Below are 23,997 nucleotides of genomic sequence, written 5' to 3' on the forward strand. Positions count from 1 at the left end.
GTCGGCAGGGAACGGGAAAGGTCGCGGCATGTTCCCTTCTCCCCCCGCGCGGGGAGAAGGTGGCGGCAGCCGGATGAGGGGCCGGTCTTTGCAGGTCTGCCCATTGGAAGACGCTTTCCAGCGTCGCCTGATGCGAGGGACTGGTTTGGATATTCGTTTCGAAGGTGCCGGGGTGAGTTTCGGGACGCGGGTGGCGCTGGAGCCGCTGACGCTTGCTCTCGGAGAGAAGCGGATCGGTGTCATCGGGCTCAACGGTTCGGGCAAGACGACCTTCGCGCGGCTGATCAACGGATTGACGAAGCCATCGATCGGGCGGGTCATCGTCAACGGCCGCGACACGAGCGATGAGAAGGCGGCCGCGGCCGATGTCGGCTTCATCTTCCAGTCGCCGCAGAACCAGATCATCCTGCCGATCGTCCGGGACGACATCGCCTTCGGGCTGAAGCGGCGCGGTTTCAGCAAGGCGGAAATCGAGGCGAAGGTCGAGGGTGTGCTTGCCCGCTTCGGCGCCGAGGCGCTCGCCGGTCGCCGGGCGCACGAGCTTTCCGGCGGCGAGTTGCAGGTGGCGGCACTCTGCTCCGTGCTGGCGACAGGGCCGAACATTCTCATCCTCGACGAGCCGACCAACCAGCTCGACCTCAAAAACCGGGCGCTGGTCGAAAAGATCATCGCCGGCCTGACGGAAAGCGCCATCGTCATCACCCACGACCTGGAACTGATCGCCGATTTCGAGCGGGTGCTGCTGTTTCACGAGGGCCGGCTTGCCGCCGACGCGCCGGCTGCCGAGGCAGTTGCCCGCTACAGGGAGATCGCCGCCTGATGCAGTCGCTCTATGTCGAAGGCAACAGCGCAATGCATCGGCTTTCACCACGCGTAAAGCTGGTGTCGCTTGCGATCGTCAGCATCGTGCTGTTCATCAGCGAGAACATCGCCCTGCTTTCGGTCGCCGTGCTGCTGGCGGCGATCGTCTGCCGGATGGTCGGCATGCCCATGGCGGAGGGGTTGACGCGGCTGCGGCCGATCTTCCTGACGATCGCCGTCGTGGCGCTGTTCAACCTCATCTTCAACCCGTGGCATGACGCGCTGGTGACCCTGTTGCGGCTGACGGCGCTGATGCTTCTGGCCGCTGCTGTCACGGCCACGACGACCATTGCCCAGTTCATCGACGAGGTGACGGCGCTTGCCCGCCCGCTGGAGCGCACCGGCCGGGTGCAGGCCGACGATATAGGCCTGGCCATCGGGCTCGTCTTGCGCTTCGTGCCGGAAATTCTCGGCCGGTATCAGGCAATCCGCGAGGCACATAGGGCGCGCGGACTGAAGATCCGGCCGACGACGCTGCTCGCGCCGCTGATCATCCTGACGCTCAGGGATGCGGATAATGTCGCCGCGGCGATTGACGCGCGCGGCATTCGGCGGCATGGGAATTAACGATCTATCAATACGGAGTTCATGATGAGCACCCGCGACCTCGTTCTTACCGCTCTCTTTGCCGCGATCATCGTGGCGCTCGGCCTGCTGCCGCCGATCACGCTCGGCTTCATTCCGGTGCCGATCACCGCCCAGTCGCTCGGCGTGATGATGGCCGGCGTGGTGCTCGGCGCCCGGCGCGGCGCGATTGCCGTGGTGATCGTGCTGCTGCTGGTCGCTTTCGGGCAGCCGGTGCTTTCCGGCGGCCGCGGCGGCCTTGCCATCTTCGCCTCGCCTTCGGCCGGCTTCCTCATCGGCTGGATCTTTGGCGCCTTCGTCACCGGCTATCTCAGCGAACGTCTGGTCAACCACCAGCAATCCGGCCTGGTGCAGACGGTAAGCTTCTTCCTCGCCGCCATGGTCGGCTGCATCGTTGTGCTCTACGCCTTCGGCATTGCCTATCTGGCGACCGCCGGCGGTATGGGCTTCCCGAACGCCTTCATTGGCTCGATGGCGTATCTGCCGGGCGACGTGACCAAAGCTTTCGTCGCCGCCCTCCTCGGCCGCGCGGTCATGGTCGGCTATCCCCTGCTGCCGGCGCGCGCCTAAGCGCTTCGATCGCAAATACCCGCGATGGCCGTCTTCATGCGAAGGCGGCCATTCATTGTATCCTGAGATCGCCTGCCATCCTGTGCAAGGAACGCGGCTCTATGCTGATGGCTGCGTAAGGAGCCTAGATGCTAGCACGGCACGGCCCAAAATTCGGGCAACAAAAAACCGCCTTGAGGCGGTCGGGCATTATATCGATTTTCGTTTGATCTAGTCTCCTCCACCTCCGTCGCCGCCATCACAGCCGCCGTCGTCCGAGGCCTCGAACCAGCCTCCCCCGCCATCGCCGGAACTTCTTGAACTGCGTTTGCCAGTCGCGAATATCAAGGCAAGAACCAGGGCGAAAAATGCGAGGGGCATCGCATTCGAGAAAAATGTATCCAATCAGCATCCTTTCGTTTTCATCAGGAAATCTTGTTTTCGGATCGAAATTGTAGATTATTTTTCAATCTCCGCAATAGCCCTGATATGAAACTTTCATGACATTCCAGATCACGTCAAAACGAGCGGTTGTGCCGTGGTCGCCAGTCTATTCCATCATCGGCGGACTGGCGGATCGGCACTCCGCGGTGAACCATTCCGCAAAACGACGAACCGGTTTCTTCGCCCAGGAGCTGGTGATCAGGTAATATCCTTGAGTTTCCGCCGTCGAAATATCCGAAAGCACGAGGAGGTCGCCACGATCGATCTCTCGCCGAAACACTTCGACAGGGCATAATGCGACTCCATGCCCGGCGATCACGGCCGTGGCAAGAATGTTGAAGTCCTGGAATATCGGCCCGCGAACAGGCTCGGGCGCCGTTATCTCAGCCTTTCGGAACCATTCTTTCCAACCATCCACGGTTTCATCGTGCAGCAGGTCGGCGGCCGCAAAGGGAACGCTATCGGCGGTCCAATTTCGCTTTGCCAGATAATGAACGCTGGCCACGGGCTGGTTGCGCCGGGAGAAAAGGAGGCGGCTCTCCCGTCCCCCTGACAAGTCTTCTCCCATGGTAATGAGAACATCCAGGCTTTCGTCATCGAAGCGCTCTTCCGCTTTTGCATAGACTATCCTGACATCAAGATCGGGATCGCTCTCCCGGAAAGATGGAAGTGCCGGAACCAGCCAGCGCGATGCGATCGAAGGAATGCATCCCACGGTGATCGAACGCATATTGTGGTCTCTGCGCATGTTGCCGGTTGCGTGGGCGATGGCGGCCAGCGAGCCCGAGACGGCGAGATAATATTCGGCGCCCGCCGGCGTCAGTGCCACGCCGCGTCCGGATTTTTGCAGCAGCTTGCGTCCCAGCCATGTCTCCAGATGTTTGATCTGGTGACTGATCGCTGCGTGAGTCACATGCAGTTCGTCTCCGGCCTTTGACAGGCTCATCAGCCGGGCGGTCGCTTCGAAGGCTCTCAATGCATTCAGCGGCGGCAGTTGCATATGTTCGAATTCCTTACAGAAGCAGCAGGATTCATTGTCCGCGTGATATGTCAAATCTTTTCAACGAAACGGGCGCTGCGAACGATTTTAGCCTCGATCAGCGCCAGATCATATGTAAAATATTCTTACAATTTACTCAAATTAGATCATTTGAAACGAGCAGTCACTCCAGTGCTTAATGGATTCATGGAGAGCGAAACATCTCAGCCATTCGAGGAAAAGAACATGTTTGTGAGAAGCCTGAAAGAAGTGGAGCAGACCGAGCGTTTCGTCGATTGGGGCAATGGCACAAGCCATCGTCTGCTGACCAGGGATGACGGGATGGGATTTACGGTCTGCCACACCGTCGTTCGCGCCAACACCGAGGCCCTGCTGCAGTACCGCAACCACCTGGAGGCCTGCTACTGCATCCAGGGAGCAGGCGAGGTCGAGGATATGGACGGCAATGTCTTCCCCATCCGCGCTGGCGATATCTACGTTCTCGACAAACACGATCGGCACTATTTGCGGGGCGGCAAGGATGAGGACCTCATCCTCGTCAGCGTCTTCAATCCACCCTTGAAAGGGACGGAACGTCACGATCTGAACAATAGAAGCGGTTCCGAATACTGAGCCACCCCCTCCGCCGCAAATAGCGCACATCGCGCCGTTCAGGTTTTTCGCCGCCGCGGGCGATGGCCCACGGCGGAAAGCGATGGGCGCGGCGGCCTTACGTCAAACCAACCCCGGCACGACGAACACCAGCCAGGCGACGATCGGGCCGATGATGGCAATCAGCGCGCTGTAGACCAGCAGCTGCTTGAGGACCTGCTCGCGCCGGTCATCCGGCGCGTTGGCGACCACCAGCGCACCATTGGTGGAGAACGGGCTGGTGTCGACGATCGTTGTCGAGATCGCGATGGCGGCGACGACGCCGATGGCGCTGACATGGCCCTGCATGAGGAACGGGACGGCGAGCGGAATGATCGCGCCGAGCAGCGCGGTCGAGGATGCAAAGGCCGAGACGATGGCGCCGGTAAAGCAGAGCAGGAGCGCCACCAGCAGCGGCATGCCGAGGCTGGATATACCGTTCGCCACGTAATCGACGGTACCGGCCTTCTCCATGACGCCGACATAGGTGATGATGCCTGATATCAGCAGCACGGTCGACCAGCTGACCTTGTCGATTGCCGCCTTCTGCGTTTTCGGGGACAGTAGCGCCAGGGCGACGGCCACGGTCATCGCGACGAGGCCGACATTGAACTTGAAAACCAGGGCGCCGATGCCGAGCGCCGTCAGGCCGATCAGGGTGGTAATCCTCTCATTGTTCAGACGCAGCGTCGCGGCGGTATCGGCCGCCGTGCCGTAGGCATGTTCCCGGATGGGCTTTGCCGGCGTGCCGCCGTGACCTCTGATCGAGGCCGACACGCCCTCGGGATGCAGTTCGGGCAAGGGGCCAAGGGATGATGCGGGTACTTGCTTCATGACCTTTGCACCGCCGAAAACGAAGAAGACCAGCACTGCGATCGCCAGGTTGAAGAAGAAGCTGGAGAGAAACAGGGAGGTCGGCGCGAAAGGCAGGCCGGCCTTGGCAACGATCTGGTTGGTGATGCCGCCATAGATGCTGATCGGCGAAAAGCCGCCCGCCTGCGCGCCGTGGATCACCATCAGGCCCATCATGACGGGGTGAATGCGGTACTGGATGGCAAAGCTCAAGGCGACGGGCGCGAGAATGGCGACGGCGGCAGGCCCAAGAGCACCGAAACCGGTAATGACGGCGGCGACGAGGAACATCACCCAGGGGATCAAGCCTATGCGTCCGCGCACTAGGCGGACGGCGCATTCGACCAGCCAGTCGATGGTTCCGTTGATCTGCGCGATGGCGAAGAGGTAGGTGACGGCGACGAGCGTCAGGAACAGATCGCTCGGAAAGCCCGCGAAAATATCGGTGGTTTTCATGCCGATGGTCATGGAGCCGAGCACGAAGGCGCCGGCGAAAGCGAGCGCGCCCATGTTGATCGGCTGGATCGTCGCAACGACGAACATAGCGACCAGCAGGCCGATGGCCAGTATTTCAATACCCATGATTCCCCTCCCTCCGACGCCTCCAGCGCCGTGGTTGCTGTTTGCAAATATTGATGCGGATACCGACGCGCCTCCTCCCAGAGGGCGGCCGTCCTACGTCCCGGTGTAAAGATCGGCGTATTGCTGCCGCAGGATGTTCTTCTGGACCTTGCCCATCGTGTTGCGCGGCAGGTCCTCGGCGAAGATGATGCGTTTGGGCTGTTTGTAGCGCGCGAGACGATCCTGGAGGGCGCTGACAATGGTCTTTTCATCCAGGCCGGCGCCGGGCTTGCACACCACGACGGCCGTCACGCCTTCTCCAAAATCGGGATGCGGCACGCCGATCACGGCGCTCTCGACCACGCCCTCGATCTGGTCGATCTCGCTCTCGACCTCTTTCGGATAGATGTTGTAGCCGCCCGAGATCACCAGATCCTTGCCGCGGCCGACAATATGCACATAGCCGTCGCTGTCGATCTTGCCGAGATCGCCGCTGATGAAGAACCCGTCGGCGGTGAATTCGGCCGCGGTTTTTTCCGGCATGCGCCAATAGCCCTTGAAGACATTCGGTCCCTTGATCTCGATCATGCCGGTCTGTTCGGCGGGCAGCACCACGCCCGTGGCGGGATCGGTGACGCGCACCGTCACGTCAGGCAAGGGGAAGCCGACCGTTCCGGCAATGCGTTTGCCCGCATAGGGATTGGAGGTATTCATGTTGGTTTCCGTCATGCCGTAACGCTCGAGGATCGCGTGGCCAGTCCGGGCCTCGAACTCGGTATGCGTTTCTGCGAGCAGCGGCGCCGAACCTGAGATAAACAGGCGGATGTTGGCTGCCGCCTCCTTGCCGAAGCGCGGGCTTTGCAGGAGGCGCACATAGAAGGTCGGCACGCCCATCAGCATCGTTGCCTGCGGCATCAGTGAAACGACCTCGTCGGCGTCGAATTTCGACAGCAGGAACATCGAGGCGCCGGCAAGCAGCGTGACGTTGGTGGCGACGAACAGCCCATGCGTATGGAAGATCGGCAAGGCGTGGATCAGCCGGTCGTTGGCGGTGACGCGCCAGTAGTCCCGCAAGGTCAGGGCGTTCGAGAGCAGGTTCCCATGAGTGAGCATCGCCCCCTTCGAGCGTCCCGTCGTTCCCGAGGTGTAGAGGATCGCGGCCAGAACGTCGGCGGAGCGTGAGGCGTCGACAAAGTCGGCCGGCTCGTCGCGCGCCAAATCGAGCAGGGAGCCGCTGCCGTCGGCATCGAGCGTTTCGATGATCGCGCCGCGCGGCCTGGCGATTTTCTCCACGCCTTCGCGGGCGGCCGAGGCAACGACCACCAGCCGCGGCTCCGCGTCGCCGATGAAGTAATCGAGCTCGGCCAGCGTATAGGCGGTGTTGAGCGGCAGGTAGACGGCGCCGCTTCGAAGGCAAGCGAGATAAAGGATCAATGCCTCGGCGCTCTTTTCCACCTGCACCGCAACCCGGTCGCCGGGGCGGATGCCGAGCGTGTCCATCGCGCCGGCAATACGGCCGGAAAGAGCGAAGGCGTCGTCATAGGTCCATGTTTCCCCGCTGCCGGTCCGCATGAACGGCGCATCACCGGGTGCGGCGGCCCGCATGGCGTCGAAAAGATGGTTGCTCACTTTCGCCCTCCTCCAAGCGTGGAATTCATCAGTTGCGCAAAGGCGCGAGAGCCTTGCTGGCCATTGCCGCCGCGGCGGCCTTCATCGCTCTGGCTGAGCAGGTTCTTGACCGCAGGCGAGGCGATCACTTCGCCGCGCTGCGCCAGGGCCTCGTGGTTGGCGACGATGTCATCCAGCTTGTAGAGATAATTGACCATCAGACCATGCGCCTGCTGCATCGCCTTCGGCGAGCGGTCGCCGAGAAAATTCACCCTTTCGAGCCGGGCCCCATTGCCGAGATGGAAGCGGGCGACGGGATCGACCGGGCGGCCCTCCGGCGTGCGTTCGGTGAGGAAGTAGCGGGCCGCAAGCGGCAGCAGCACGCGCTCCACATCGGCCGCGCCGCTCTCGTTGTCGGGCCAGTTCGGATCGTCGAGCAAGGTCAGCGTTTTCAGGGCCGCTTCGGATAGAGACTGATCGCCGCTCGCGGCGCGCACCTTGGCAAGCCAGCGGGCAAAACCCGGGACGGGCGATAGCGTGACGAAATTCTTGAGGCCCGGCAGGTCCTTGCGCAGATCTTCCACGACCTGCTTAATCAGGAAATTGCCGAAGGAGATGCCGCGTAAGCCATCCTGGCAGTTGGAGATCGAATAAAAGACGGCCGTCGTCGCCTCGTCGGCGTTGATCTGCTCCCGCCCTTCGTCGAGCACATCCGCGATCGCCTTCGGCACGGAGCGGGTGAGCGCCACTTCAACGAAGACGAGCGGCTCATCGGCCAGCCGCGGGTGGAAAAAGGCAAAGCATCGACGGTCGGCCGGCGCTAAGCGACGGCGCAATTCCTCCCAGCCGGCAATCTCGTGCACGGCCTCGTATTGGATGATCTTTTCGAGAATGTATGCCGGCGTCGACCAGTCGATCGGCCGCAGAGTCAGAAAGCCGCGATTGAACCACGAGCCGAACAGATGCGTGAAGTCGGCGTCCAGCGCGTGAAAGACGTCGGACCGGTCCTTGGAGGCAAGCAGCTGCTGACGCATCCGCACGAGCCTGGCGGTGCCGTTCGGCGCGTGATTCAACCGGCGCAGCAGCTCCTGCCGCCGCGGTTCCGCCGCCTGATGGAGTGCGATGACCGCAGCGGAGCTTTTGTCCGTGCGGTAGTTTTCCATTGCCTGGTCGAGCCTCACCGTGTCGGGCCCGAAGCTTTCGTGAAGCGTATGGAAAAAATTCTGCGCGCCCTCATCATCGAGCGCGCCCCAGCGATCGAGAATCTCGGCTGCAAGGGCGATGCCGGATGCTTCGCCCCGGCTCGACAATAGCATTTCAGAAAGGGTCCGAAGATCGGCCTTGGCGGCGGCCTGCGTATTGCGCGAGCCGGAAAACAGAAGCTGGCGCCCATGATCCGTAATGCTTTGCAGCATGTCGGTGAAGAAAGAAGCTTCGGGCATGCCATTCTCCTCTCTTCCAAAAGGCGTCCGCATTACAGGCACCTTGAGCACTGCTTTCCATCGCAAGACTTCATCTGTAGTATGTACATTGTCACTCTTCGTACACGAAGTCAACATTTGTGTATACAAGAATGGCTGTCATGTATGAAGGAAGCGCGAGAAATGTCCGAAAGTGTCGGCCGGTGGCTACGGGATGAGATTGAAAATGCAATACTTTCCTATGAGTTCGCCCCCGGCGAACGGCTCGATGAAACCGTGCTTGCCACTCGCTTCGGCGTATCGAGAACACCGGTGCGCGAGGCGCTGATGCAGCTCGACGCGATCGGACTGATCGAGATTCGTCCGCGCCGGGGCGCCGTCGTGATCGATCCGGGCCCGCACCGCATTTACGAGATGTTTGAGGTCATGGCCGAGCTCGAAGGCCTGGCGGGATCGCTCGCCGCCCGCCGGCTGGACAAGGCCTCCCGGGACGCGATCACTGCCAGCCACAGCCGCTGCGAGCAATCCGCCGGCGCCGGCGACAGCGATGCCTATTATTACGACAATGAGGAATTTCATAAGGCCATCTACGCCGCGAGCCGCAGCGACTTCCTGCAGGAGCAGTGCGTGCAGTTGCATCGACGCCTGCGCCCCTATCGCCGTCTGCAGCTGCGCGTCCGCAACCGTCTGTCGACATCCTTCTCGGAACATTGCGCCATCGTCGATGCGATCTTTGCCGGAGACGGAGACGAAGCCCGCCGCCTGTTGCGAACCCATGTCGGCATTCAGGGAGAAAGGTTCAGCGATCTGGTCGCAAGCATGGCGGCGAGATGAGTGGCAGGCGGTGACCGATCGCTGCACGATCCTTTATTCGGCTCTGCCCGGATATCTAGCTCATCGCTTTGAGAGATCGGAGCTGAAGCAACCCCGGCTCACTTGTCTTCGATTTTTGGGATCACGCCTGAAAACGTCCGGGAAACCTCGTTCCCATCAGGAAAGCCTTCGGTCACGACCGTAAATCTGATCCAGCCTTTCCATCCTATAAGACCAGTGCGCTTCGGCGCGATCACCGCTACCACGATTTCCTCATTCGGAACGACGTAAACGGCACGAACTCCCGGACCTGGCTCTGAGTGCAGCACTGCGAGGACCTTTCCGCCCCCCGGCTTGGCACCAGCATAGATCGGAGAACCGTCACCTAGCGGTGCGACTGCGCTTATGAAGCGCGTACTGACATAACCCTCGCCGTTGAAGAAAAGAGGACCTTGATAGGGACAAGGAGGCTCATCGCCGCTCCAAGCAGCGCTGACCGACACAAGCAACAGGGCGGTAGCGAGCATTGAACGTCGCGTCACCGAACGGCTCCTCTAATCCCGGAAAGTTCAACGGCTACGCCTGACGCGCCGAAGCCCCTACCCTCCAACAACTTCGCTGATCTGCACGATGGGCGCGATGTCGGTATAGTTGGCGACGTCCGCGGCGATCTCCGCGCGGTGGGGACCGAGCGCCTCCTGGAATATCTCCAGGGTCGATGAGTAGACGTGACACGCCGCGACGAACGCCGGCGCGCTTCCAGGTTCGCGGCCCGCAAGGCCCTTCTCGATCTCGTAGCGCAGGCAGGCATCGCCGAGCCGTTCCTGGATCAGTGGCATATGGCGGGTGCGGTAGTAGTCGTGATCGAACTTCGAGCCGCCATCGGCCGGATAGTAGACGCTCATCTTGATCATGGTCGGGCTCCTGCCTGAACGCCGCTCCGAGCGTCCGAGGGCCTTCATAGCTCACGGAGTCGCAAAGCGCATCCGGATTTTGGCTGAAGCGAGTTTGACGAGAGCACGGTAGTTTTCGCTGTACTTTTCGAAGCCGGTGGCGACGGCACGGAAGTGCGTGCCCTAATCCAAGAACCGATAAAGCCAATCGCGCGTTTCCTCCGGCAGCGAGGCCGGCTGCTGATCCTCGCCGCTGCGGGCCTGCCAGATGATTTCCACCTCGGCGGCGCGCTCCTCGCCGGTGTCGATCGAAACGAGGAAGCCGATTGAACGCACGCCGATCTTGTCGACGGCGGCGGTAAAAAGGGCCGGCTCGTCGTAATGCAGCGGGCGGTGGAGAACGCAGGTAATCTTGCTGGCGTTATAGACCGGTTCGTCCTCGACCTCGGGCCGAGCCGACCAGAAGCTGGCAATGACGGATTCGGCATAGGAAATATAGGAGGCCAGGAACATCCGGCCGGTCATATCGACATCGCGAAACGGCACATGTATTTCCGTCACACCCGGGCGTTTCGACTGACTCATCAACAGCTCTGCCTGCAAATTCCCCGTTAACGACAGTAGCACGTGGTTTTTCGAAGTAAACGGCTGAGATGACAGGAATTTATAATGCTGCCGCCGGCGAGATGGTGCGGCGGAGCGCTTGTTGAAATCATCAGGCGATGCCCCATCTGCTGTGGAACATGACACAAGCGGCCGATAGAGTGTCTCCATGAGCACCCGTCTTTATGAACACCCGATCTTCCTGGAACATGTGACGCCTTCCGGCCATCCGGAGCGGTCGGATCGGATCCGAGCCATCAATGTGGCGCTGGAACATCCGAATTTCGCCCGGTTGGAGCGCCGGCAGGCGCCGCAGGCGAGCGAGGATGCGGTGCTGCTTGCGCATCCGGAAGAACATCTTGCCGCGGTCATGCGGGAGATCCCCGACGAGGAAGATCGGATCAACCAGCTCGAAGCCGATACCTACGCCAGCCAAAAAAGCCTGCAGGCAGCGCTGACCGGCATCGGCGGCGCGATGGCGGCGGTCGACGACGTCTTTCTGGGCCGGGCCGACAATGTCTTCGTCGCCGCCCGGCCGCCCGGACACCATGCCGAAAAGACGACGGCGATGGGTTTCTGCTTCTTCAACAATGCGGCGATCGCCGCCCGCCATGCACAGAAGGCGCATGGCGCCGAGCGCGTCGCCATCGTCGACTGGGACGTGCATCACGGCAATGGCACGCAGGATATCTTCTGGGACGACCCTTCCGTTCTGTTCTGCTCGACGCATCAGATGCCGCTCTATCCCGGCACCGGCGCCAAGGAGGAGAAGGGCAAGCACAACACCATCGTCAACGCGCCGCTTTCGCCGAATGTCGGCAGCGATCATTTCCGCGAGGCGTTCAAATCGCGCGTGCTGCCCGCACTTGCCGATTTCCGGCCGGATCTCATCATCATCTCGGCCGGGTTCGACGCGCATCACCGCGATCCGCTGGCGCAGATCAACCTGACCGGCGAGGATTTCGACTGGGCGACCGGGCGCATTCTCGAACTGGCGGACAGGCATGCGCAGAACCGGGTCGTCAGCCTGCTCGAAGGCGGCTATGATCTGGAAGGGCTCGCCGAATCGGCGGGCATGCATATTCTGAGAATGATGAAGGGTTGAGAATGACTGACAGCGCCAAGCCTGAAGTATCAGGCCTTTCCTTCGAAAAGGCGGTCGCCGAACTCGAAAGCATCGTCGCACGGCTGGAACGCGGCGACGTGGCGCTTGATGAATCGATCGAGATCTATGAGCGCGGCGAAGCACTGAAGAAACATTGCGAGACTCTGCTCTCGGCCGCCGAAAACCGCATCGAGAAGATCCGGCTCGATCGTGCCGGCAAGCCACAGGGCGTCGAGCCGCTGGACGGGGCCTGAGCGCATCGAAGCAGCCTTTCGAAGGCGCTTGGCGATCGGCTTGCGGCCGATCTATGATCCCCTTCAAGAACCATGAGGGGACGGACAGATGACGGACAGATTGAACGGCAAGGTCGCCATTATCTCAGGCGGCGCCACAGGCATGGGCGGCGCGGCCTCGAAGCTGTTTGCGGCGGAAGGCGCGCGTGTCGCGATCATCGACCGCAATGGCCAGGCGGCGGCCGAAACCGTCAAGGCAATCCGCGATGCCGGCGGTGAGGCCGACCACTGGACCGCCGATGTCTCGGATGAAACGGCCGTCAATGCCGCTGTCGCCGGCGTCGAGGAACGTTATGGCGCCGTCACCGTGCTCTTCAACCATGCCGGCACCATCGTCATCAAACCCTTCCTAGAAACGACGCTTCAGGAATGGGACTGGCTGCACGCCGTCAATGTGCGCTCGATGTTCCTGATGACCAAGGCGGTGCTGCCGAAGATGATTGCGGCCGGGGGCGGTTCGATCGTCTGCACCTCGTCGATCTCCGCCGTCGCCGCGACCCCGATGGAAGTGCTTTACGACACAACGAAAGGCGCCGTGCATATGTTTGCCCGTGCGATTGCGGTGGAATTCCGCGACCGCAATATCCGCTGCAACGCCGTCTGCCCCGGCTTCATTCGCACGCCGCACGGCTTGCGCGAGGTGGCCGACCTGCAGGCGCTCGGCGTCGATGTCTCGGATGCCGCGATCGCTGCCCAGCAGGGGCGGATCGGCGAGCCGGAAGATGTGGCTCGGGCCGCGCTCTATCTCGCCAGCGACGAGTCCAACTTCGTCAACGGCGCCCATCTCTTCGTTGACAACGGCTTCACCGCGATCTGAGCGGACATGTTCCATTGGACGCGCCGCGCTCCAGTCCCTATCTATCGCGGATGTTTCTGAGATCGGAGATCCGACATGTCCTTCTTTCCAGGCAAAGATCCCCTGCCCGGCGATGCCTTCGCCTGTGATGCGATCGAGAACCTGATCATTCCGCGCACCAGCGATATCGGCGGCTTCCAGGTGCGGCGCGCGCTGCCCACGCGGCAGCGCCGGCTGGTCGGGCCGTTCATCTTCTTCGATCGCATGGGGCCGGCGATCCTGAAGCCGAACGAGGCGCTCGACGTCAAGCCGCATCCGCATATCGGGCTGTCGACGGTCACCTATCTCTTCGACGGCGAGATCCGCCATCGCGACAGCCTCGGCACCGAAAAGGTTATCCGCCCCGGTGACATCAACCTGATGACGGCGGGACGCGGCATCGTGCATTCCGAACGCACGCCCGAAAATCTGCGCGGCCATCCGCTGCTGATGTCGGGGCTGCAGACCTGGCTGGCGCTGCCCGACGACAAGGAGGAGATCGATCCCTCCTTCGCCCATACGGAAAAGACCGACATGCCGCTGATCGAAACATCAGGCGTGCGCGGCCGGGTGGTCATCGGTTCGTTCGAAGGCATGACGTCGCCGGTCGGCACCTTTTCCGATACGCTCTATGTCGATCTCAATCTGGAGCCGCGCGCCAACTTTCCCTTCGGCGCAGGCCATGAGGAGCGTGCCGTCTACGTACTCTCGGGCGAGGTGGTGATCGCGGGCGACCGTTTCGCCGCCAACCAGTTGCTGGTCTTCCGGCCCGGCGATCCGATTACGCTCGAAGCCGGCAGCGAGGGCTGTCACCTGATGCTCTTCGGCGGCGCGGCGCTGAATTCGAAGCGCTACATCTGGTGGAATTTCGTCTCTTCCTCGAAGGAGCGCATCGAAAAAGCCAAGGAGGAGTGGCGCACAGGCCGCTTCGATATCGTCCCCGGCGACGAAGAGGAATTCGTGCCTTTGCCGGAAAGCTGAACCACAAGGATTAGAAGAAATAGAGCAGGATATCCTTCGAAAACCGCTCACACTTTTCGATATCATGCTCTAAGGTCAAACCTTCGGTTCCTGAAATGCACTTGTTTTGCCGCATTCTAATCGAATAAAGCGAGACAAGGAAAAGCAAGAAAGAGCGCCCGCCCGTGACACAACTGCCGAAGACCCCCCTGCTCGACCAGGTCACCTACCCCGCAGACCTGCGCAAGCTCGAGGATCGCGACCTGCCGCAGCTTGCGCGCGAGGTTCGGGACGAAATGATCGATGCCGTGTCGCGCACCGGCGGCCATCTTGGCGCCGGCCTCGGCGTGGTCGAGCTGACAATCGCCATCCACAGCGTCTTCGACACGCCGAACGATCGACTGATCTTCGATGTCGGCCACCAATGCTATCCGCACAAGATCCTCACCGGCCGGCGCGACCGCATCCGGACGCTGCGCCAGGAAAACGGGCTGTCCGGCTTCACCCGCCGGGCGGAGAGCGACTATGACCCCTTCGGGGCGGCGCATTCCTCGACCTCGATCTCGGCCGGTCTCGGCATGGCGATCGCCGCCGATCTCGACAAGACCGACCGGCGCGTCATAGCCGTCATCGGCGACGGGGCCATGTCGGCCGGCATGGCCTATGAGGCGCTGAACAATGCCGGCGCGCTCGACGCCCGCCTCATCGTCATCCTCAATGACAACGACATGTCGATCGCGCCGCCGACGGGCGCGATGAGCGCCTATCTCGCCCGCCTCGCCTCCGGGCGCACCTATATGGGCTTCCGCGACTTCGGCAAGAAGCTGACGGCCTATCTCGGCAAGAATATCGACCGGGCGATTACCCGCGCCGTCGAACATGCCCGCGGCTACGTTACGGGCGGTACGATGTTCGAGGAGATGGGCTTCTATCATATCGGGCCGATCGACGGTCATTCCTTCGACCATCTGCTGCCGGTGCTGCGCAACGTGCGCGACAACGGGCGCGGGCCGGTGCTGATCCATGTGGTCACGCAGAAGGGCAAGGGCTATCCGCCGGCGGAGGCGGCAGCCGACAAATATCACGGCGTCAACAAGTTCGACGTCATCACCGGCGCGCAAGCGCGGGTGAAGCCGAATGCGCCGAGCTATACGAGCGTCTTTGCCGAAGCGCTGGTGCAGGAAGCCACACTCGACGACAAGATCGTCGGCATCACCGCCGCCATGCCGAATGGTACCGGCCTCGACAAACTCGCCGAAGCCTTCCCGTCGCGCTGCTTCGATGTCGGCATCGCCGAGCAGCATGCCGTGACCTTCGCCGCCGGGCTTGCGGCGGAAGGCTACAAGCCGTTCGCCGCGCTCTATTCCACCTTCCTGCAGCGCGCCTATGATCAGGTCGTCCACGACGTGGCGATCCAGGGCCTGCCGGTGCGTTTCCCGATCGACCGCGCCGGTTTCGTCGGCGCCGACGGGCCGACCCATGCCGGCTCCTTCGACACCGCCTTCCTTGCCACCCTGCCCGGCTTCGTGGTGATGGCGGCAGCCGACGAGGCCGAACTCAAGCACATGGTGCGCACCGCCGCGGCCTATGACGCCGGCCCGATCTCGTTCCGTTATCCCCGCGGCGAAGGTGTCGGCGTCGAGATGCCGGTTCGCGGCGAAATCCTGCAGATCGGCAAGGGCCGTATCGTCAAGGAAGGCGCGAAAGTGGCGCTGCTCTCCTTCGGCACCCGGCTTGCCGACTGTCTGCTTGCCGCCGAGGATCTCGATGCGGCCGGCCTTTCAACGACGGTCGCCGACGCCCGCTTCGCCAAACCGCTCGACCACGACCTGATCCGCCAGCTTGCCCGCCACCACGAGATGCTGATCACCGTCGAGGAAGGCTCGGTCGGCGGCTTCGGCAGCCAGGTGATGCAGTATCTCTCAAGCGAAGGCCTGCTCGACAACGGGCTGAAGATACGTTCGCTCGTCATGCCCGATATCTGGATGGAGCAGGCAAAGCCCGAAGCGATGAACGCCCATGCCGGGCTCGACCGCGCCGGCATCGTTTCGACGGTGTTCCGGGCGCTGGGGCGCGGCGTTGCGGTTGGGGTGGCCGGGTAGATCTTGGCTGCCATATCATCATGAAAAAGGGCGGCGCATCCACTGCGCCGCCCTCTTCGTTTGACGTCCCTTTCCGAGAAAGAGCGCCCTATCAGAACTCCGTCCAGTCTTCCTGGACGGTGGCTGCCGCGGTTGCCTGCCTGCCGCCGGAGGCCTTCGTGATCTTGCCGGCGAGCGCACGGGCCGGAGAGGCGACCGGGCGGGACGCCGTGCTGGCGACGGCGGCGCGCGGTGCGGCGGTATCAGATCTCACCTGGCCGAGCTTGAACTGATGCAGCAGTTGGTCCAGAGCGCTTGCTTCCTGGGCGAGCGCATGGCTTGCCGCTGTCTGCTCTTCGACCATCGCGGCATTCTGCTGCGTGCCCTGGTCCATATTGTTGACGGCAGTGTTGATCTCCTGCAGCCCGATTGACTGTTCGCGCGTGGCGGTGACGATCGCGTTGACGTGGTGGTTGATCTCCTGCACTTCGGCGACGATCGCTTCCAGCGCCCTGCCGGTTTCACCGACCAGCGAAACGCCGGTCTGGACATGGGTGCCGGAATTGGTGATCAGCGCCTTGATCTCCTTGGCGGCATTGGCCGAGCGCTGAGCGAGCTCGCGCACTTCCTGGGCAACGACGGCAAAGCCCTTGCCGGCGTCGCCGGCGCGCGCCGCTTCGACGCCTGCATTGAGAGCGAGCAGGTTGGTCTGGAAGGCGATGTCGTCGATGACGCCGATAATGTTGGAGATTTCACCCGAGGACTTCTCGATCTGCTCCATGGCGGAGACAGCCTTGCGGACGACTTCGCCTGATTTTTCGGCGCCGAGGCGGGTGCGCTCGACGAGATTGCCGACGTCCTCGGCGCGCTTGGCGCTATCGCGAACCGTCGTCGTCACTTGTTCGAGCGCTGCGGCGGTCTCTTCGACGGCAGCAGCCTGCTGTTCGGTGCGGTGGGCAAGATCGTCGGCGGCCGAGCGGATCTCGCCGGCGCCGGCATTGATCGCCGAAGCATTGTGGCCGACCGACTGGAGAGCCGCCTGCAGCTTTTCGACGGCGTGGTTGAAGTCGTTCCGCAGCGTGTCGTATTGCGATGCAAACGGCGTCTGGATACGTGCTGCGACATCGCCCTCGGCAAGGCCGGCAAGGCCGCTTGCCAGAGCATCGATGGCAAAGCGGAGCTCGCCTTCCTCGCGCGCCTTCTGTTCGTCGGTTGCCCGACGCTGGCGCTCGGCTTCGTCGCGCATGCGGTCGGTCTCGCCGGAAAGGCGCAGCTTCTCGATCGCGGCCTGCTTGAAGACCAGCACCGACTGGGCCATGCGGCCGACTTCGTCGCCGCGGTCCGTGGCCGGAACCTCGATGTCGTTCTGGCCGCCCGCAAGGCGATCCATGGCGGCGGTCATGCCGACGATCGGGCGGACGATGGTGCGCGACATCAGCCAGGCGAGAACGGCGGCGGCAAGCGAAGCGACGATGCCGCCGGCAATCAGCGTCGTCTTCAGAACGCTGTTGGCATCGGCGCCGATCGCAGCCAGTTCTTCAGCCTTCTGACGTGCGGTGGCCTTGATCTTGGCCGAGGCCTGACGGAAGCCATCGAGCTGACCCTTGGTGGCGTTGACGCCGATCTTGACGACCTCTTCGATCGGCATGTCGGTCTCCTTGCGCGCCTTGGTCTGCGGCTCGGCAAGCTCATGGAAATAGAGGTCGGCGGCCTTCTGCATGCCGTCGATCATCTCGACCAGCTGCGGCTCGCCGGCGGCCGTCTGCTTGGCAGCGGCAATCGCCTTCAGCATACGCTCGCGGTTGGCGAAGACGTCGCCATAGGTGCTGTCGCTGCGGAAGAGAATGAAACCGCGCAGATTGACCGCCTGCTCGAGCATCGCCTGCAGCGCATCATCGATCTGATTGACGAGCAGCTCGGACTTTTCCTGCTCGGCGGAAGCGGCCGCGGACGCCGTCGCCTTGGAATAGACGAAGACCGAGATGGACATGAAAATGAGGATGAGGGCTGCGAACGTGGCCGCAAGCTTGCCGTTCAAGGATATGTTTTTAGCGGACATCGATGAATCTCTCCTGACGAGTCGACGCGACGAGAGCCGGGGTCGCGCGAAACGCGCAACTGCAAGGCTTCTGAATTTGGAACATGATCGGCGGGGAGACGCCTGCGCCTTCATGGCGCGAAGCGGTTCGCAGGAACCGCTGCAATCGAGCCAAACCTCTGTGCGCAGACTTTAAATTTGCTTAAATTGCGGACCGCATCGGCAGCAAGCCCGCAATTATTGCGCCTCGGGCGGATTGAGGATGAGGATATCGAAATCCTTCTCGGGATCGAAATCCTCTGATGTCATCCGGAAAGTCGTCGGACCGATCTTCTGAACGCTGCTCCCGCAGAAACTGATGAGGTTGCCGGGCTTGCCCTTATCGACCGTCAGCTGGAAGCGCCGGATCGGTCCGGCCCAGTTGGAGCCGGTCGACAGCACATAGGAAATCCAGCTTTCGGTGTAGTTGGCGCCTCCCGCCTCGGCTTCGCTGGCGCGCTGCTGGGCGGTCCTGACGAAGTCTCCGTCCAGGCAGTATTTGCGGGCATATTGTTCGAAACGCTCGCCTTTCGCCTCACCGTTTTCGAGAAAACTGATGGCGACGGTGCCGCCGACGGCCGGTTTGTAACGGTGCTGGACGCTTACTCTCTTCTTCGCCGGAAACACGGTGCGCCACCAGTAGGTCGAGCGCAGCGTCCAGAGCGGCACCAGATCGACCTTACCGGCGCCATCCGCCATGGGATAGACGAGACCGCGGGCGATCCAGTCCTTCCGGACGGTTTCGGGAAGCTTGGCAAGTGCGTCAGCCGTCTTCGGGCTGAGGGGCATGGCGGGAATGCCGAGCTTGGCGAACTCGTCGGTCACGTCGATGCCGAGCGAGACGACCCGCTGCTGCAGGTCGGCCTTGATCGGCCTGCCGTCCTGCGCGGTGGAAAAATGCAGAAAATTGTCGCTGTCATAGTCGGAGATGGCGGTATCACCATCCAGGCGGCCGGTGATATCGGGCATCGGAAAGGCGACCAGGCTCTCGACGTCCTTGTCCGAGCTATTCTCGAAGACATAGTCGACACGCACTTCCGAAGCGGAGATGAAAAGATCCTCCTCCGCCATGCTGACATCGTCGGATTGGGCAAAGATCAGCCCGCCGGTCTTGACCTCGGCCAGCGTGTCATTCGCCGAAACAGGCGATGCGATCGCCGCTGCCGCGACAAGAAGAGTGAAGAGCTTCGTCATGAAACACCCCCGTTCCTGCGGCCGCCCCGCGATTGCCGCGGCAGGATTATCGCCGAAAGCTTTTGAGGGTCAATGACGATCCCGGGAACAAAATGCTTGCAACCGACGGCTTTGCCGGTCATTCACAGCCGATGTCCGATCAAAATACCCAGCGCCTCGACCAGCTTCTCGTCTCCCGCGGTCTCTTTGCCAGCCGCTCGCGGGCTCGCGACGCGGTGCAGCGCGGAACCGTCCGGATCGGCGGCCAGGTGGTGACGAAGGCCGGCGCGCTCTTCGGCGACGACGCTGCCATCGAGATCGACGATCCGGCGCAGGACTATGTCTCGCGCGCCGCACTGAAGCTTGCCGGCGCCCTCGACCATTTCCGGCTCGATCCCGCCGGCCATCACTGTCTTGATATCGGGGCTTCCACAGGCGGCTTCACCGAGGTGCTGCTGCAGCGGGGTGCCCGGCACGTCACCGCGATCGATGTCGGCCACGGGCAGATGCATCCTCGCATATCAGGCGATCCGCGGGTGACCAGCAAAGAGGGCCTCAACGCTCGCAACCTGACGGCAGAACATATCGGCCATCCCGCCAGCTTCATCGTCTCCGACGTCTCCTTCATCTCGCTGAAACTCGCACTGGCGCCGGCGCTCGATATCGCCGAGCCCGGCGCAATCGCCGTCCTGCTGGTCAAGCCGCAGTTCGAGGCCGGCCGCGAGGCGATCGGCAAGGGCGGCCTGCTGAAGGCTCCCTCGTCCGCTCCCGCCGTCGCTGCGGAATTGGAGCGCTGGTTCATCGAGGACATGGGCTGGAAAAGCCTCGGCCTCATCCCCTCCCCGATTTCCGGCGGCGACGGCAATCAGGAATTCCTTCTGGCAGGATTGAAACCGTGAGCACAGAAACCGTCACGATCGAAAAGCTCGGCGCTCAAGGCGACGGCGTCGCCAGCAGCGCCACTGGGCCTGTCTATGTGCCCTTCTCCCTGCCCGGGGAAACGGTGGCGATCGCCCGCGTCAAAGGCCACGGCACGATCATGTCGATTGCAACGCCCTCACCCGACCGGCAGGAGCCGCCCTGCCGGCATTTCGGTCCCGATGGCCTCAACGGCACCTGCGGCGGCTGCACATTACAGCATCTGGCCGACGCCCCTTACCGCGCCTTCAAGAGACAGCTGGTCATCGATGCGCTGAAGTCCAAAGGACTCACGGCTGAGGTCGGCGAGGTCATTCCGGCCCGGCCGGGCGAACGCCGGCGCGTGGTCTTTGCGGCGCGCAAGACCGAGAAGGATATGCTGATCGGTTTCAACCAAGCCGAAAGCCACCATATCGTCGCGATCGAGGAATGTCCGATCGCGTCGGCAGGGATCATCGGCCGGCTGCCGGCGATCAAGGCGATTGCCGCATCGCTGGCGACGAGCGCCGAACCTTTCCGGATTGCCGTGCTCGAAACGCTCTCCGGCCTCGATGTCGCGGCCGACGAGGTGAAGAAACTCTCCGACCAGCAGCGGCGAAAGGCGATCGAGACGGTGCTCGGCCTGCGCGGCATCGCCCGCGTGACCGTCAATGGCGAAATCCTCGTCGAACCCTCGAAGCCGCTGATCGATTTCGGCGGCGTCCAGGTTTCACCGCCGCCGGGCGGCTTCGCCCAGGCGACGAAACCGGCGGAAGAGGCGATGGCCGAGCTGGTGCTTACCCATGCCGGCAAGGCGAAGCGGATCGCCGACCTCTTTGCCGGCGCCGGCACGTTTTCGCTGAGGCTGGCTCGGATCGGCCGCGTGCATGCCGTCGAGGCCGAGGCAAAGGCGCTCGCAGCGCTCGATCACGCCGCACGCAACACGCAGGGACTGAAACCCGTCACCGTCGAGAAGCGCGATCTCTTCCGCCGCCCGCTGATGACGCAGGAGTTCAAGCCCTTCGACATGGTCGTGTTCGACCCACCGCGCGCCGGGGCAGAGTTCCAGTGCAAGGAGCTGGCCCGCTCGGCAGTCAAGAAGATCGCGGCCGTCAGCTGCAACCCGCTGACGCTGGCGCGCGACCTTCAGATCCTCGTCGAGGGCGGCTACCGGATTACCAAGGTGACGCCGATCGACCAATTCCTCTGGACCTCGCATGTCGAAGTGGTGGCGACGCTGGAGAAATAGGCGCCTGCCTGACACTTCGCATCGACGGGATCGCGATATGCCGGAGCGTCGAGAACATCCTATCGATCGGCCGGCTCGCTGACCCCGGGCAAACTCATGCGCATTGGCCGCGTTCCGAGCTTTGCACCCGTGACGGCATCGATTGCGACCGGCTCGATCTCCAGGCCCGATTCGACATCGATATAGCGGGCGAGTTCTCCATCGCAATGGCGCTGCGCCCAAGCCCCGATCATCATCAACACAGGCAGAAAATCGCGACCGGCTTCCGTGAGGACATATTCTTCGCGGGGCGGCCGTTCGGAATAGAGTCGCCTCTCAAGCAGACCGTCCTCCGTCAGCGCCTTGAGACGCTTGGTCAACATCGTCGGCACGATGCCGAGGCTCTTCCTGAACTGATCGAAGCGGGTGAGGCCCGTATGGGCGTCCCGCAAGACGAGAATGCTCCACGCATCGCCGACTGATTGAAGGCCGCGGGCGACCGGGCACTGGGGAATCGGACTATTTTTCATTTAGTATCTTTTCGATAGTGACACGATATCGAAAAGATAGTAACAGATTGCTGGACAACGATCCACACCTTGAAAGCTGACAATATGACCGACAGAAACAGAAAGGTTGCACTGGTCACCGGTGCGTCCTCAGGCATCGGCCTTGCAACGGCGGAATCTCTGGTGAAGGCCGGCTACCGCGTGTTCGGGACCAGCCGCAAACCGGCCGCCGACAGGCCCGGGATAACGATGCTGGTCTGTGACGTGGCCGAGGACGCCTCGGTGCAGGCCGCTGTTGCGGAGATCGTCCGACAAACCGGCCGGCTCGACCTGGTCGTCAATAATGCCGGCATCGGCCTCATCGGCGGCGCCGAAGAATCCTCGATCGCCCAGGCCCAGCGGCTTTTCGACGTGAATGTCTTCGGCGTGGCGCGCGTCGCCAATGCCGCATTGCCGGTCATGCGGAAGCAGAAGAGCGGCCGGATCATCAACATGAGCTCGATCCTCGGCCTCATTCCGGCTCCGTACAACGCCTTCTATGCTTCAACCAAACATGCGCTCGAAGGCTATTCGGAATCGCTTGATCATGAAGTGCGCAACTTCGGCATTCGCGTCGTTCTCGTCCAACCCGGCGTCACCAGAACATCCTTCGAGGAAAACCTGACACGAGCAGACCAACCTCTTCCGGTCTATGCTTCGGAACGCGCCCGCAGCGAAGCGCTGATGCGCAAATGGGTGGAGACGGGCGATGCGCCTGAGATCGTCGCCGACATGGTCGTGAAAGCCGCAACTGCAAAGACGCCGAAACTGCGCTACTCCGCAGGCAAGCAGTCGCGCCAGGTCCGCTCGCTTCGCCGCTACCTCCCGGAGCGGCTGGTCGACAGCCTACTGCGAAAGGTCAATGAGTTTCCGGCCTCAGCCTGACTGTTTGAGTGAGGACGGGATTCAGATTTCAAGCCGACACGCTTAAAGTCATCCTATCCTCGGCCAAGGAAACCGTTTCCGAATGCGCAAGACCAGAAGACGCAATCCCTACTATGCCGGCCCGGTGTCCGATCACTTCGACGGCACCTTTTTCTTCAATCCCGAAGAGATCGAGCCGCTTGGTTTCCGCGAACTCTTGGGGTGGCAGTTCGGCGGCGGCCGCGAGCGGTGGCCTCGGTCGGTTCCCAGTCCATTTGCGGCCGTCAAACCGGATCCACGTGTCGGCGGCGAGGATCTGCGGGTGACGATGGTTGGGCATGCAACCATGCTGGTGCAGGTCGCCGGTCTCAATATTCTCACCGACCCGGTGTGGTCGGAGCGGGTCAGCCCTTTCACCTTTGCCGGACCCAAACGCGTCGTCGAACCGGGTATTGCCTTTGATGATTTGCCGCCCATCGATCTCGTGCTGGTCTCGCACAATCATTATGACCATCTCGATATTACGACGCTGAAACGGTTGCACGCGAAGCATCGACCGAGGGTCGTGACGCCGCTCGGCAACGACACGATCATGCGCCGTGCCGTGCCCGATATACAGACGACATCGATGGACTGGGGCGAGCGCATCTCGCACGCCGGTATAAGCATCGATGCGGAGCCTGCACACCATTGGTCAGCCCGCGGCACCGCCGATCGCCGGATGGCGCTTTGGGCGTCGTTCGTTTTGTCGACGCCAGCCGGCAAGATCTATCACGTCGGCGATACGGGCTTTCACCGCGGCATCAATTACAAAGCGGCACAGCAGAAGCATGGCGGCTTTCGCCTGGCCATTTTGCCCTTCGGCGCATATGAGCCACGATGGTTCATGGAAGGACAGCACCAGAATCCGCATGAGGCGGTGATCGGGATGAAGCTGTTAAATGCGGCCTATGTGGCCGGGCATCACTTCGCCACGTTCCAACTGACGAATGAGGCGGTCGACGCGCCGACAAGAGCGTTGCAAGACGCAATGCGCGAGCATGATATTTCCCCCGACCGATTCCGGCCGCTCAGGGCCGGAGAGGTATTCAATGTGCCGGCGGTCTGATTGCTATC

24 protein-coding genes are annotated in these 23,997 nt (G+C 62.2%); 14 read left to right on the top strand and 10 right to left on the bottom strand.

From position 1 onward, the window contains the following. Positions 1–145: 145 nt before the first annotated feature. Genes ATY76_RS31055 through ATY76_RS31065 form a run of 3 tightly spaced genes read left to right on the top strand, consistent with a single transcriptional unit; the run spans position 146 to position 2,016 of the window. On the top strand, positions 146–820 hold the full coding sequence (locus ATY76_RS31055; protein WP_088678468.1) for an ABC transporter ATP-binding protein: 675 nt from the start codon (positions 146–148) through the stop codon (positions 818–820). After that, positions 820–1,428 (top strand): energy-coupling factor transporter transmembrane protein EcfT, encoded by a 609-nt coding sequence (locus ATY76_RS31060; RefSeq protein WP_088678469.1) that lies wholly within the window; start codon positions 820–822, stop codon positions 1,426–1,428. Before ATY76_RS31055 ends, ATY76_RS31060 begins: the two co-directional genes overlap by 1 nt. Before the next feature lie 24 nt (positions 1,429–1,452). Continuing rightward, positions 1,453–2,016, top strand: coding sequence for a biotin transporter BioY (locus ATY76_RS31065; protein WP_088678470.1), 564 nt, complete (start codon positions 1,453–1,455; stop codon positions 2,014–2,016). 529 nt (positions 2,017–2,545) lie between these two features. Here the strand turns inward: ATY76_RS31065 and ATY76_RS31070 are convergent. After that, positions 2,546–3,439, bottom strand: a complete 894-nt coding sequence (locus tag ATY76_RS31070) for a LysR substrate-binding domain-containing protein (protein ID WP_088678608.1) — start codon at positions 3,437–3,439, stop codon at positions 2,546–2,548. Between the two features lie 225 nt (positions 3,440–3,664). Between ATY76_RS31070 and ATY76_RS31075 the strand changes: the two genes are divergently transcribed. After that, a complete protein-coding gene (locus ATY76_RS31075; protein WP_088678471.1) occupies positions 3,665–4,051 on the top strand; it encodes an ectoine synthase in 387 nt (128 codons plus the stop codon). 102 nt (positions 4,052–4,153) lie between these two features. Here ATY76_RS31075 and ATY76_RS31080 read toward each other — a convergent pair whose 3' ends face one another. The 3 genes from ATY76_RS31080 to ATY76_RS31090 form a co-directional block, all read right to left on the bottom strand. Then, positions 4,154–5,503, bottom strand: coding sequence for an SLC13 family permease (locus ATY76_RS31080; RefSeq protein ID WP_088678472.1), 1,350 nt, complete (start codon positions 5,501–5,503; stop codon positions 4,154–4,156). A 93-nt stretch (positions 5,504–5,596) separates the two neighbouring features. Next, a complete protein-coding gene (locus ATY76_RS31085) occupies positions 5,597–7,111 on the bottom strand; it encodes a malonyl-CoA synthase (protein WP_088678473.1) in 1,515 nt (504 codons plus the stop codon). Further along, entirely contained in the window at positions 7,108–8,532 is a 1,425-nt protein-coding gene (locus tag ATY76_RS31090; RefSeq protein WP_088678474.1) for a malonyl-CoA decarboxylase, read from the bottom strand. The genes ATY76_RS31085 and ATY76_RS31090 overlap by 4 nt, the downstream gene beginning before the upstream one ends. A 162-nt stretch (positions 8,533–8,694) precedes the next feature. Between ATY76_RS31090 and ATY76_RS31095 the strand changes: the two genes are divergently transcribed. Beyond that, positions 8,695–9,345: a GntR family transcriptional regulator gene (locus ATY76_RS31095; protein ID WP_088678475.1), complete on the top strand. Its 651-nt coding sequence runs from the start codon at positions 8,695–8,697 to the stop codon at positions 9,343–9,345. 98 nt (positions 9,346–9,443) lie between these two features. Here the strand turns inward: ATY76_RS31095 and ATY76_RS31100 are convergent, their stop codons facing one another. The 3 genes from ATY76_RS31100 to ATY76_RS31110 all read right to left on the bottom strand — a co-directional run bounded on the left by ATY76_RS31100 (position 9,444) and on the right by ATY76_RS31110 (position 10,802). Next, the gene (locus tag ATY76_RS31100) at positions 9,444–9,866 is read right to left on the bottom strand and encodes a hypothetical protein (protein ID WP_141105065.1); all 423 of its coding nucleotides are present in this window, start codon (positions 9,864–9,866) and stop codon (positions 9,444–9,446) included. A gap of 57 nt (positions 9,867–9,923) precedes the next feature. Further along, complete coding sequence (locus ATY76_RS31105) at positions 9,924–10,238, bottom strand: EthD family reductase (RefSeq protein ID WP_088678477.1); 315 nt, start codon at positions 10,236–10,238, stop codon at positions 9,924–9,926. A gap of 162 nt (positions 10,239–10,400) precedes the next feature. Further along, positions 10,401–10,802, bottom strand: a complete 402-nt coding sequence (locus ATY76_RS31110) for a thioesterase (protein WP_088678478.1) — start codon at positions 10,800–10,802, stop codon at positions 10,401–10,403. Positions 10,803–10,989: 187 nt separating this feature from the next. Between ATY76_RS31110 and ATY76_RS31115 the strand changes: the two genes are divergently transcribed. The 5 genes from ATY76_RS31115 (at position 10,990) to dxs (ending at position 16,115) form a co-directional block, all read left to right on the top strand. Continuing rightward, positions 10,990–11,925, top strand: a complete 936-nt coding sequence (locus ATY76_RS31115; protein WP_088678479.1) for a histone deacetylase family protein — start codon at positions 10,990–10,992, stop codon at positions 11,923–11,925. A gap of 2 nt (positions 11,926–11,927) precedes the next feature. Further along, complete coding sequence (locus ATY76_RS31120; RefSeq protein WP_003545921.1) at positions 11,928–12,179, top strand: exodeoxyribonuclease VII small subunit; 252 nt, start codon at positions 11,928–11,930, stop codon at positions 12,177–12,179. A gap of 88 nt (positions 12,180–12,267) precedes the next feature. Next, positions 12,268–13,035 carry an SDR family oxidoreductase gene (locus tag ATY76_RS31125; protein ID WP_088678480.1) on the top strand — a complete coding sequence of 256 codons (768 nt, stop codon included), beginning with the start codon at positions 12,268–12,270 and terminating at the stop codon, positions 13,033–13,035. A gap of 75 nt (positions 13,036–13,110) precedes the next feature. After that, a complete protein-coding gene (locus ATY76_RS31130) occupies positions 13,111–14,034 on the top strand; it encodes a pirin family protein (RefSeq protein WP_088678481.1) in 924 nt (307 codons plus the stop codon). Positions 14,035–14,198: 164 nt separating this feature from the next. Further along, on the top strand, positions 14,199–16,115 hold the full coding sequence (gene dxs, locus ATY76_RS31135; RefSeq protein WP_088678482.1) for a 1-deoxy-D-xylulose-5-phosphate synthase: 1,917 nt from the start codon (positions 14,199–14,201) through the stop codon (positions 16,113–16,115). A gap of 91 nt (positions 16,116–16,206) precedes the next feature. On the opposite strand, the gene ATY76_RS31140 is transcribed toward dxs, so the two are convergent. Beyond that, the gene (locus ATY76_RS31140) at positions 16,207–18,153 is read right to left on the bottom strand and encodes a methyl-accepting chemotaxis protein (RefSeq protein WP_088678483.1); all 1,947 of its coding nucleotides are present in this window, start codon (positions 18,151–18,153) and stop codon (positions 16,207–16,209) included. 216 nt (positions 18,154–18,369) lie between these two features. Next, complete coding sequence (locus tag ATY76_RS31145) at positions 18,370–19,365, bottom strand: DUF4424 domain-containing protein (protein WP_088678484.1); 996 nt, start codon at positions 19,363–19,365, stop codon at positions 18,370–18,372. Between the two features lie 92 nt (positions 19,366–19,457). Here ATY76_RS31145 and ATY76_RS31150 point away from each other — a divergent pair, with 92 nt between their 5' ends. Beyond that, positions 19,458–20,243 carry a TlyA family RNA methyltransferase gene (locus tag ATY76_RS31150; RefSeq protein ID WP_245310199.1) on the top strand — a complete coding sequence of 262 codons (786 nt, stop codon included), beginning with the start codon at positions 19,458–19,460 and terminating at the stop codon, positions 20,241–20,243. Further along, on the top strand, positions 20,240–21,490 hold the full coding sequence (locus ATY76_RS31155) for a class I SAM-dependent RNA methyltransferase (protein ID WP_088678485.1): 1,251 nt from the start codon (positions 20,240–20,242) through the stop codon (positions 21,488–21,490). Before ATY76_RS31150 ends, ATY76_RS31155 begins: the two co-directional genes overlap by 4 nt. Positions 21,491–21,549: 59 nt before the next feature. On the opposite strand, the gene ATY76_RS31160 is transcribed toward ATY76_RS31155, so the two are convergent. Beyond that, a complete protein-coding gene (locus ATY76_RS31160) occupies positions 21,550–21,999 on the bottom strand; it encodes a helix-turn-helix domain-containing protein (RefSeq protein ID WP_088678486.1) in 450 nt (149 codons plus the stop codon). A gap of 84 nt (positions 22,000–22,083) precedes the next feature. Here ATY76_RS31160 and ATY76_RS31165 point away from each other — a divergent pair, with 84 nt between their 5' ends. Both ATY76_RS31165 and ATY76_RS31170 read left to right on the top strand, forming a co-directional pair. Then, positions 22,084–22,902, top strand: coding sequence for an oxidoreductase (locus tag ATY76_RS31165; protein WP_088678487.1), 819 nt, complete (start codon positions 22,084–22,086; stop codon positions 22,900–22,902). An 82-nt stretch (positions 22,903–22,984) separates the two neighbouring features. Beyond that, a complete protein-coding gene (locus ATY76_RS31170; protein ID WP_088678488.1) occupies positions 22,985–23,989 on the top strand; it encodes an MBL fold metallo-hydrolase in 1,005 nt (334 codons plus the stop codon). Positions 23,990–23,997: the final 8 nt, after the last annotated feature.

The organism is Rhizobium sp. R339 (assembly GCF_002211395.1).
Taxonomy (GTDB): Bacteria; Pseudomonadota; Alphaproteobacteria; order Rhizobiales; family Rhizobiaceae; genus Rhizobium.

Bases quoted from the DNA above. Each gene is read 5' to 3' on its own strand.
- ATY76_RS31060 (WP_088678469.1), top strand. From the start codon at position 820: ATGCAGTCGCTCTATGTCGAAGGCAACAGCGCAATGCATCGGCTTTCA.
- ATY76_RS31065 (WP_088678470.1), top strand. From the start codon at position 1,453: ATGAGCACCCGCGACCTCGTTCTTACCGCTCTCTTTGCCGCGATCATC.
- ATY76_RS31070 (WP_088678608.1), bottom strand. From the start codon at position 3,439: ATGCAACTGCCGCCGCTGAATGCATTGAGAGCCTTCGAAGCGACCGCC.
- ATY76_RS31075 (WP_088678471.1), top strand. From the start codon at position 3,665: ATGTTTGTGAGAAGCCTGAAAGAAGTGGAGCAGACCGAGCGTTTCGTC.
- ATY76_RS31080 (WP_088678472.1), bottom strand. From the start codon at position 5,503: ATGGGTATTGAAATACTGGCCATCGGCCTGCTGGTCGCTATGTTCGTC.
- ATY76_RS31090 (WP_088678474.1), bottom strand. From the start codon at position 8,532: ATGCCCGAAGCTTCTTTCTTCACCGACATGCTGCAAAGCATTACGGAT.
- ATY76_RS31095 (WP_088678475.1), top strand. From the start codon at position 8,695: ATGTCCGAAAGTGTCGGCCGGTGGCTACGGGATGAGATTGAAAATGCA.
- ATY76_RS31105 (WP_088678477.1), bottom strand. From the start codon at position 10,238: ATGATCAAGATGAGCGTCTACTATCCGGCCGATGGCGGCTCGAAGTTC.
- ATY76_RS31110 (WP_088678478.1), bottom strand. From the start codon at position 10,802: ATGAGTCAGTCGAAACGCCCGGGTGTGACGGAAATACATGTGCCGTTT.
- ATY76_RS31115 (WP_088678479.1), top strand. From the start codon at position 10,990: ATGAGCACCCGTCTTTATGAACACCCGATCTTCCTGGAACATGTGACG.
- ATY76_RS31120 (WP_003545921.1), top strand. From the start codon at position 11,928: ATGACTGACAGCGCCAAGCCTGAAGTATCAGGCCTTTCCTTCGAAAAG.
- ATY76_RS31125 (WP_088678480.1), top strand. From the start codon at position 12,268: ATGACGGACAGATTGAACGGCAAGGTCGCCATTATCTCAGGCGGCGCC.
- ATY76_RS31130 (WP_088678481.1), top strand. From the start codon at position 13,111: ATGTCCTTCTTTCCAGGCAAAGATCCCCTGCCCGGCGATGCCTTCGCC.
- ATY76_RS31140 (WP_088678483.1), bottom strand. From the start codon at position 18,153: ATGTCCGCTAAAAACATATCCTTGAACGGCAAGCTTGCGGCCACGTTC.
- ATY76_RS31145 (WP_088678484.1), bottom strand. From the start codon at position 19,365: ATGACGAAGCTCTTCACTCTTCTTGTCGCGGCAGCGGCGATCGCATCG.
- ATY76_RS31150 (WP_245310199.1), top strand. From the start codon at position 19,458: ATGCTTGCAACCGACGGCTTTGCCGGTCATTCACAGCCGATGTCCGAT.
- ATY76_RS31160 (WP_088678486.1), bottom strand. From the start codon at position 21,999: ATGAAAAATAGTCCGATTCCCCAGTGCCCGGTCGCCCGCGGCCTTCAA.
- ATY76_RS31165 (WP_088678487.1), top strand. From the start codon at position 22,084: ATGACCGACAGAAACAGAAAGGTTGCACTGGTCACCGGTGCGTCCTCA.
- ATY76_RS31170 (WP_088678488.1), top strand. From the start codon at position 22,985: ATGCGCAAGACCAGAAGACGCAATCCCTACTATGCCGGCCCGGTGTCC.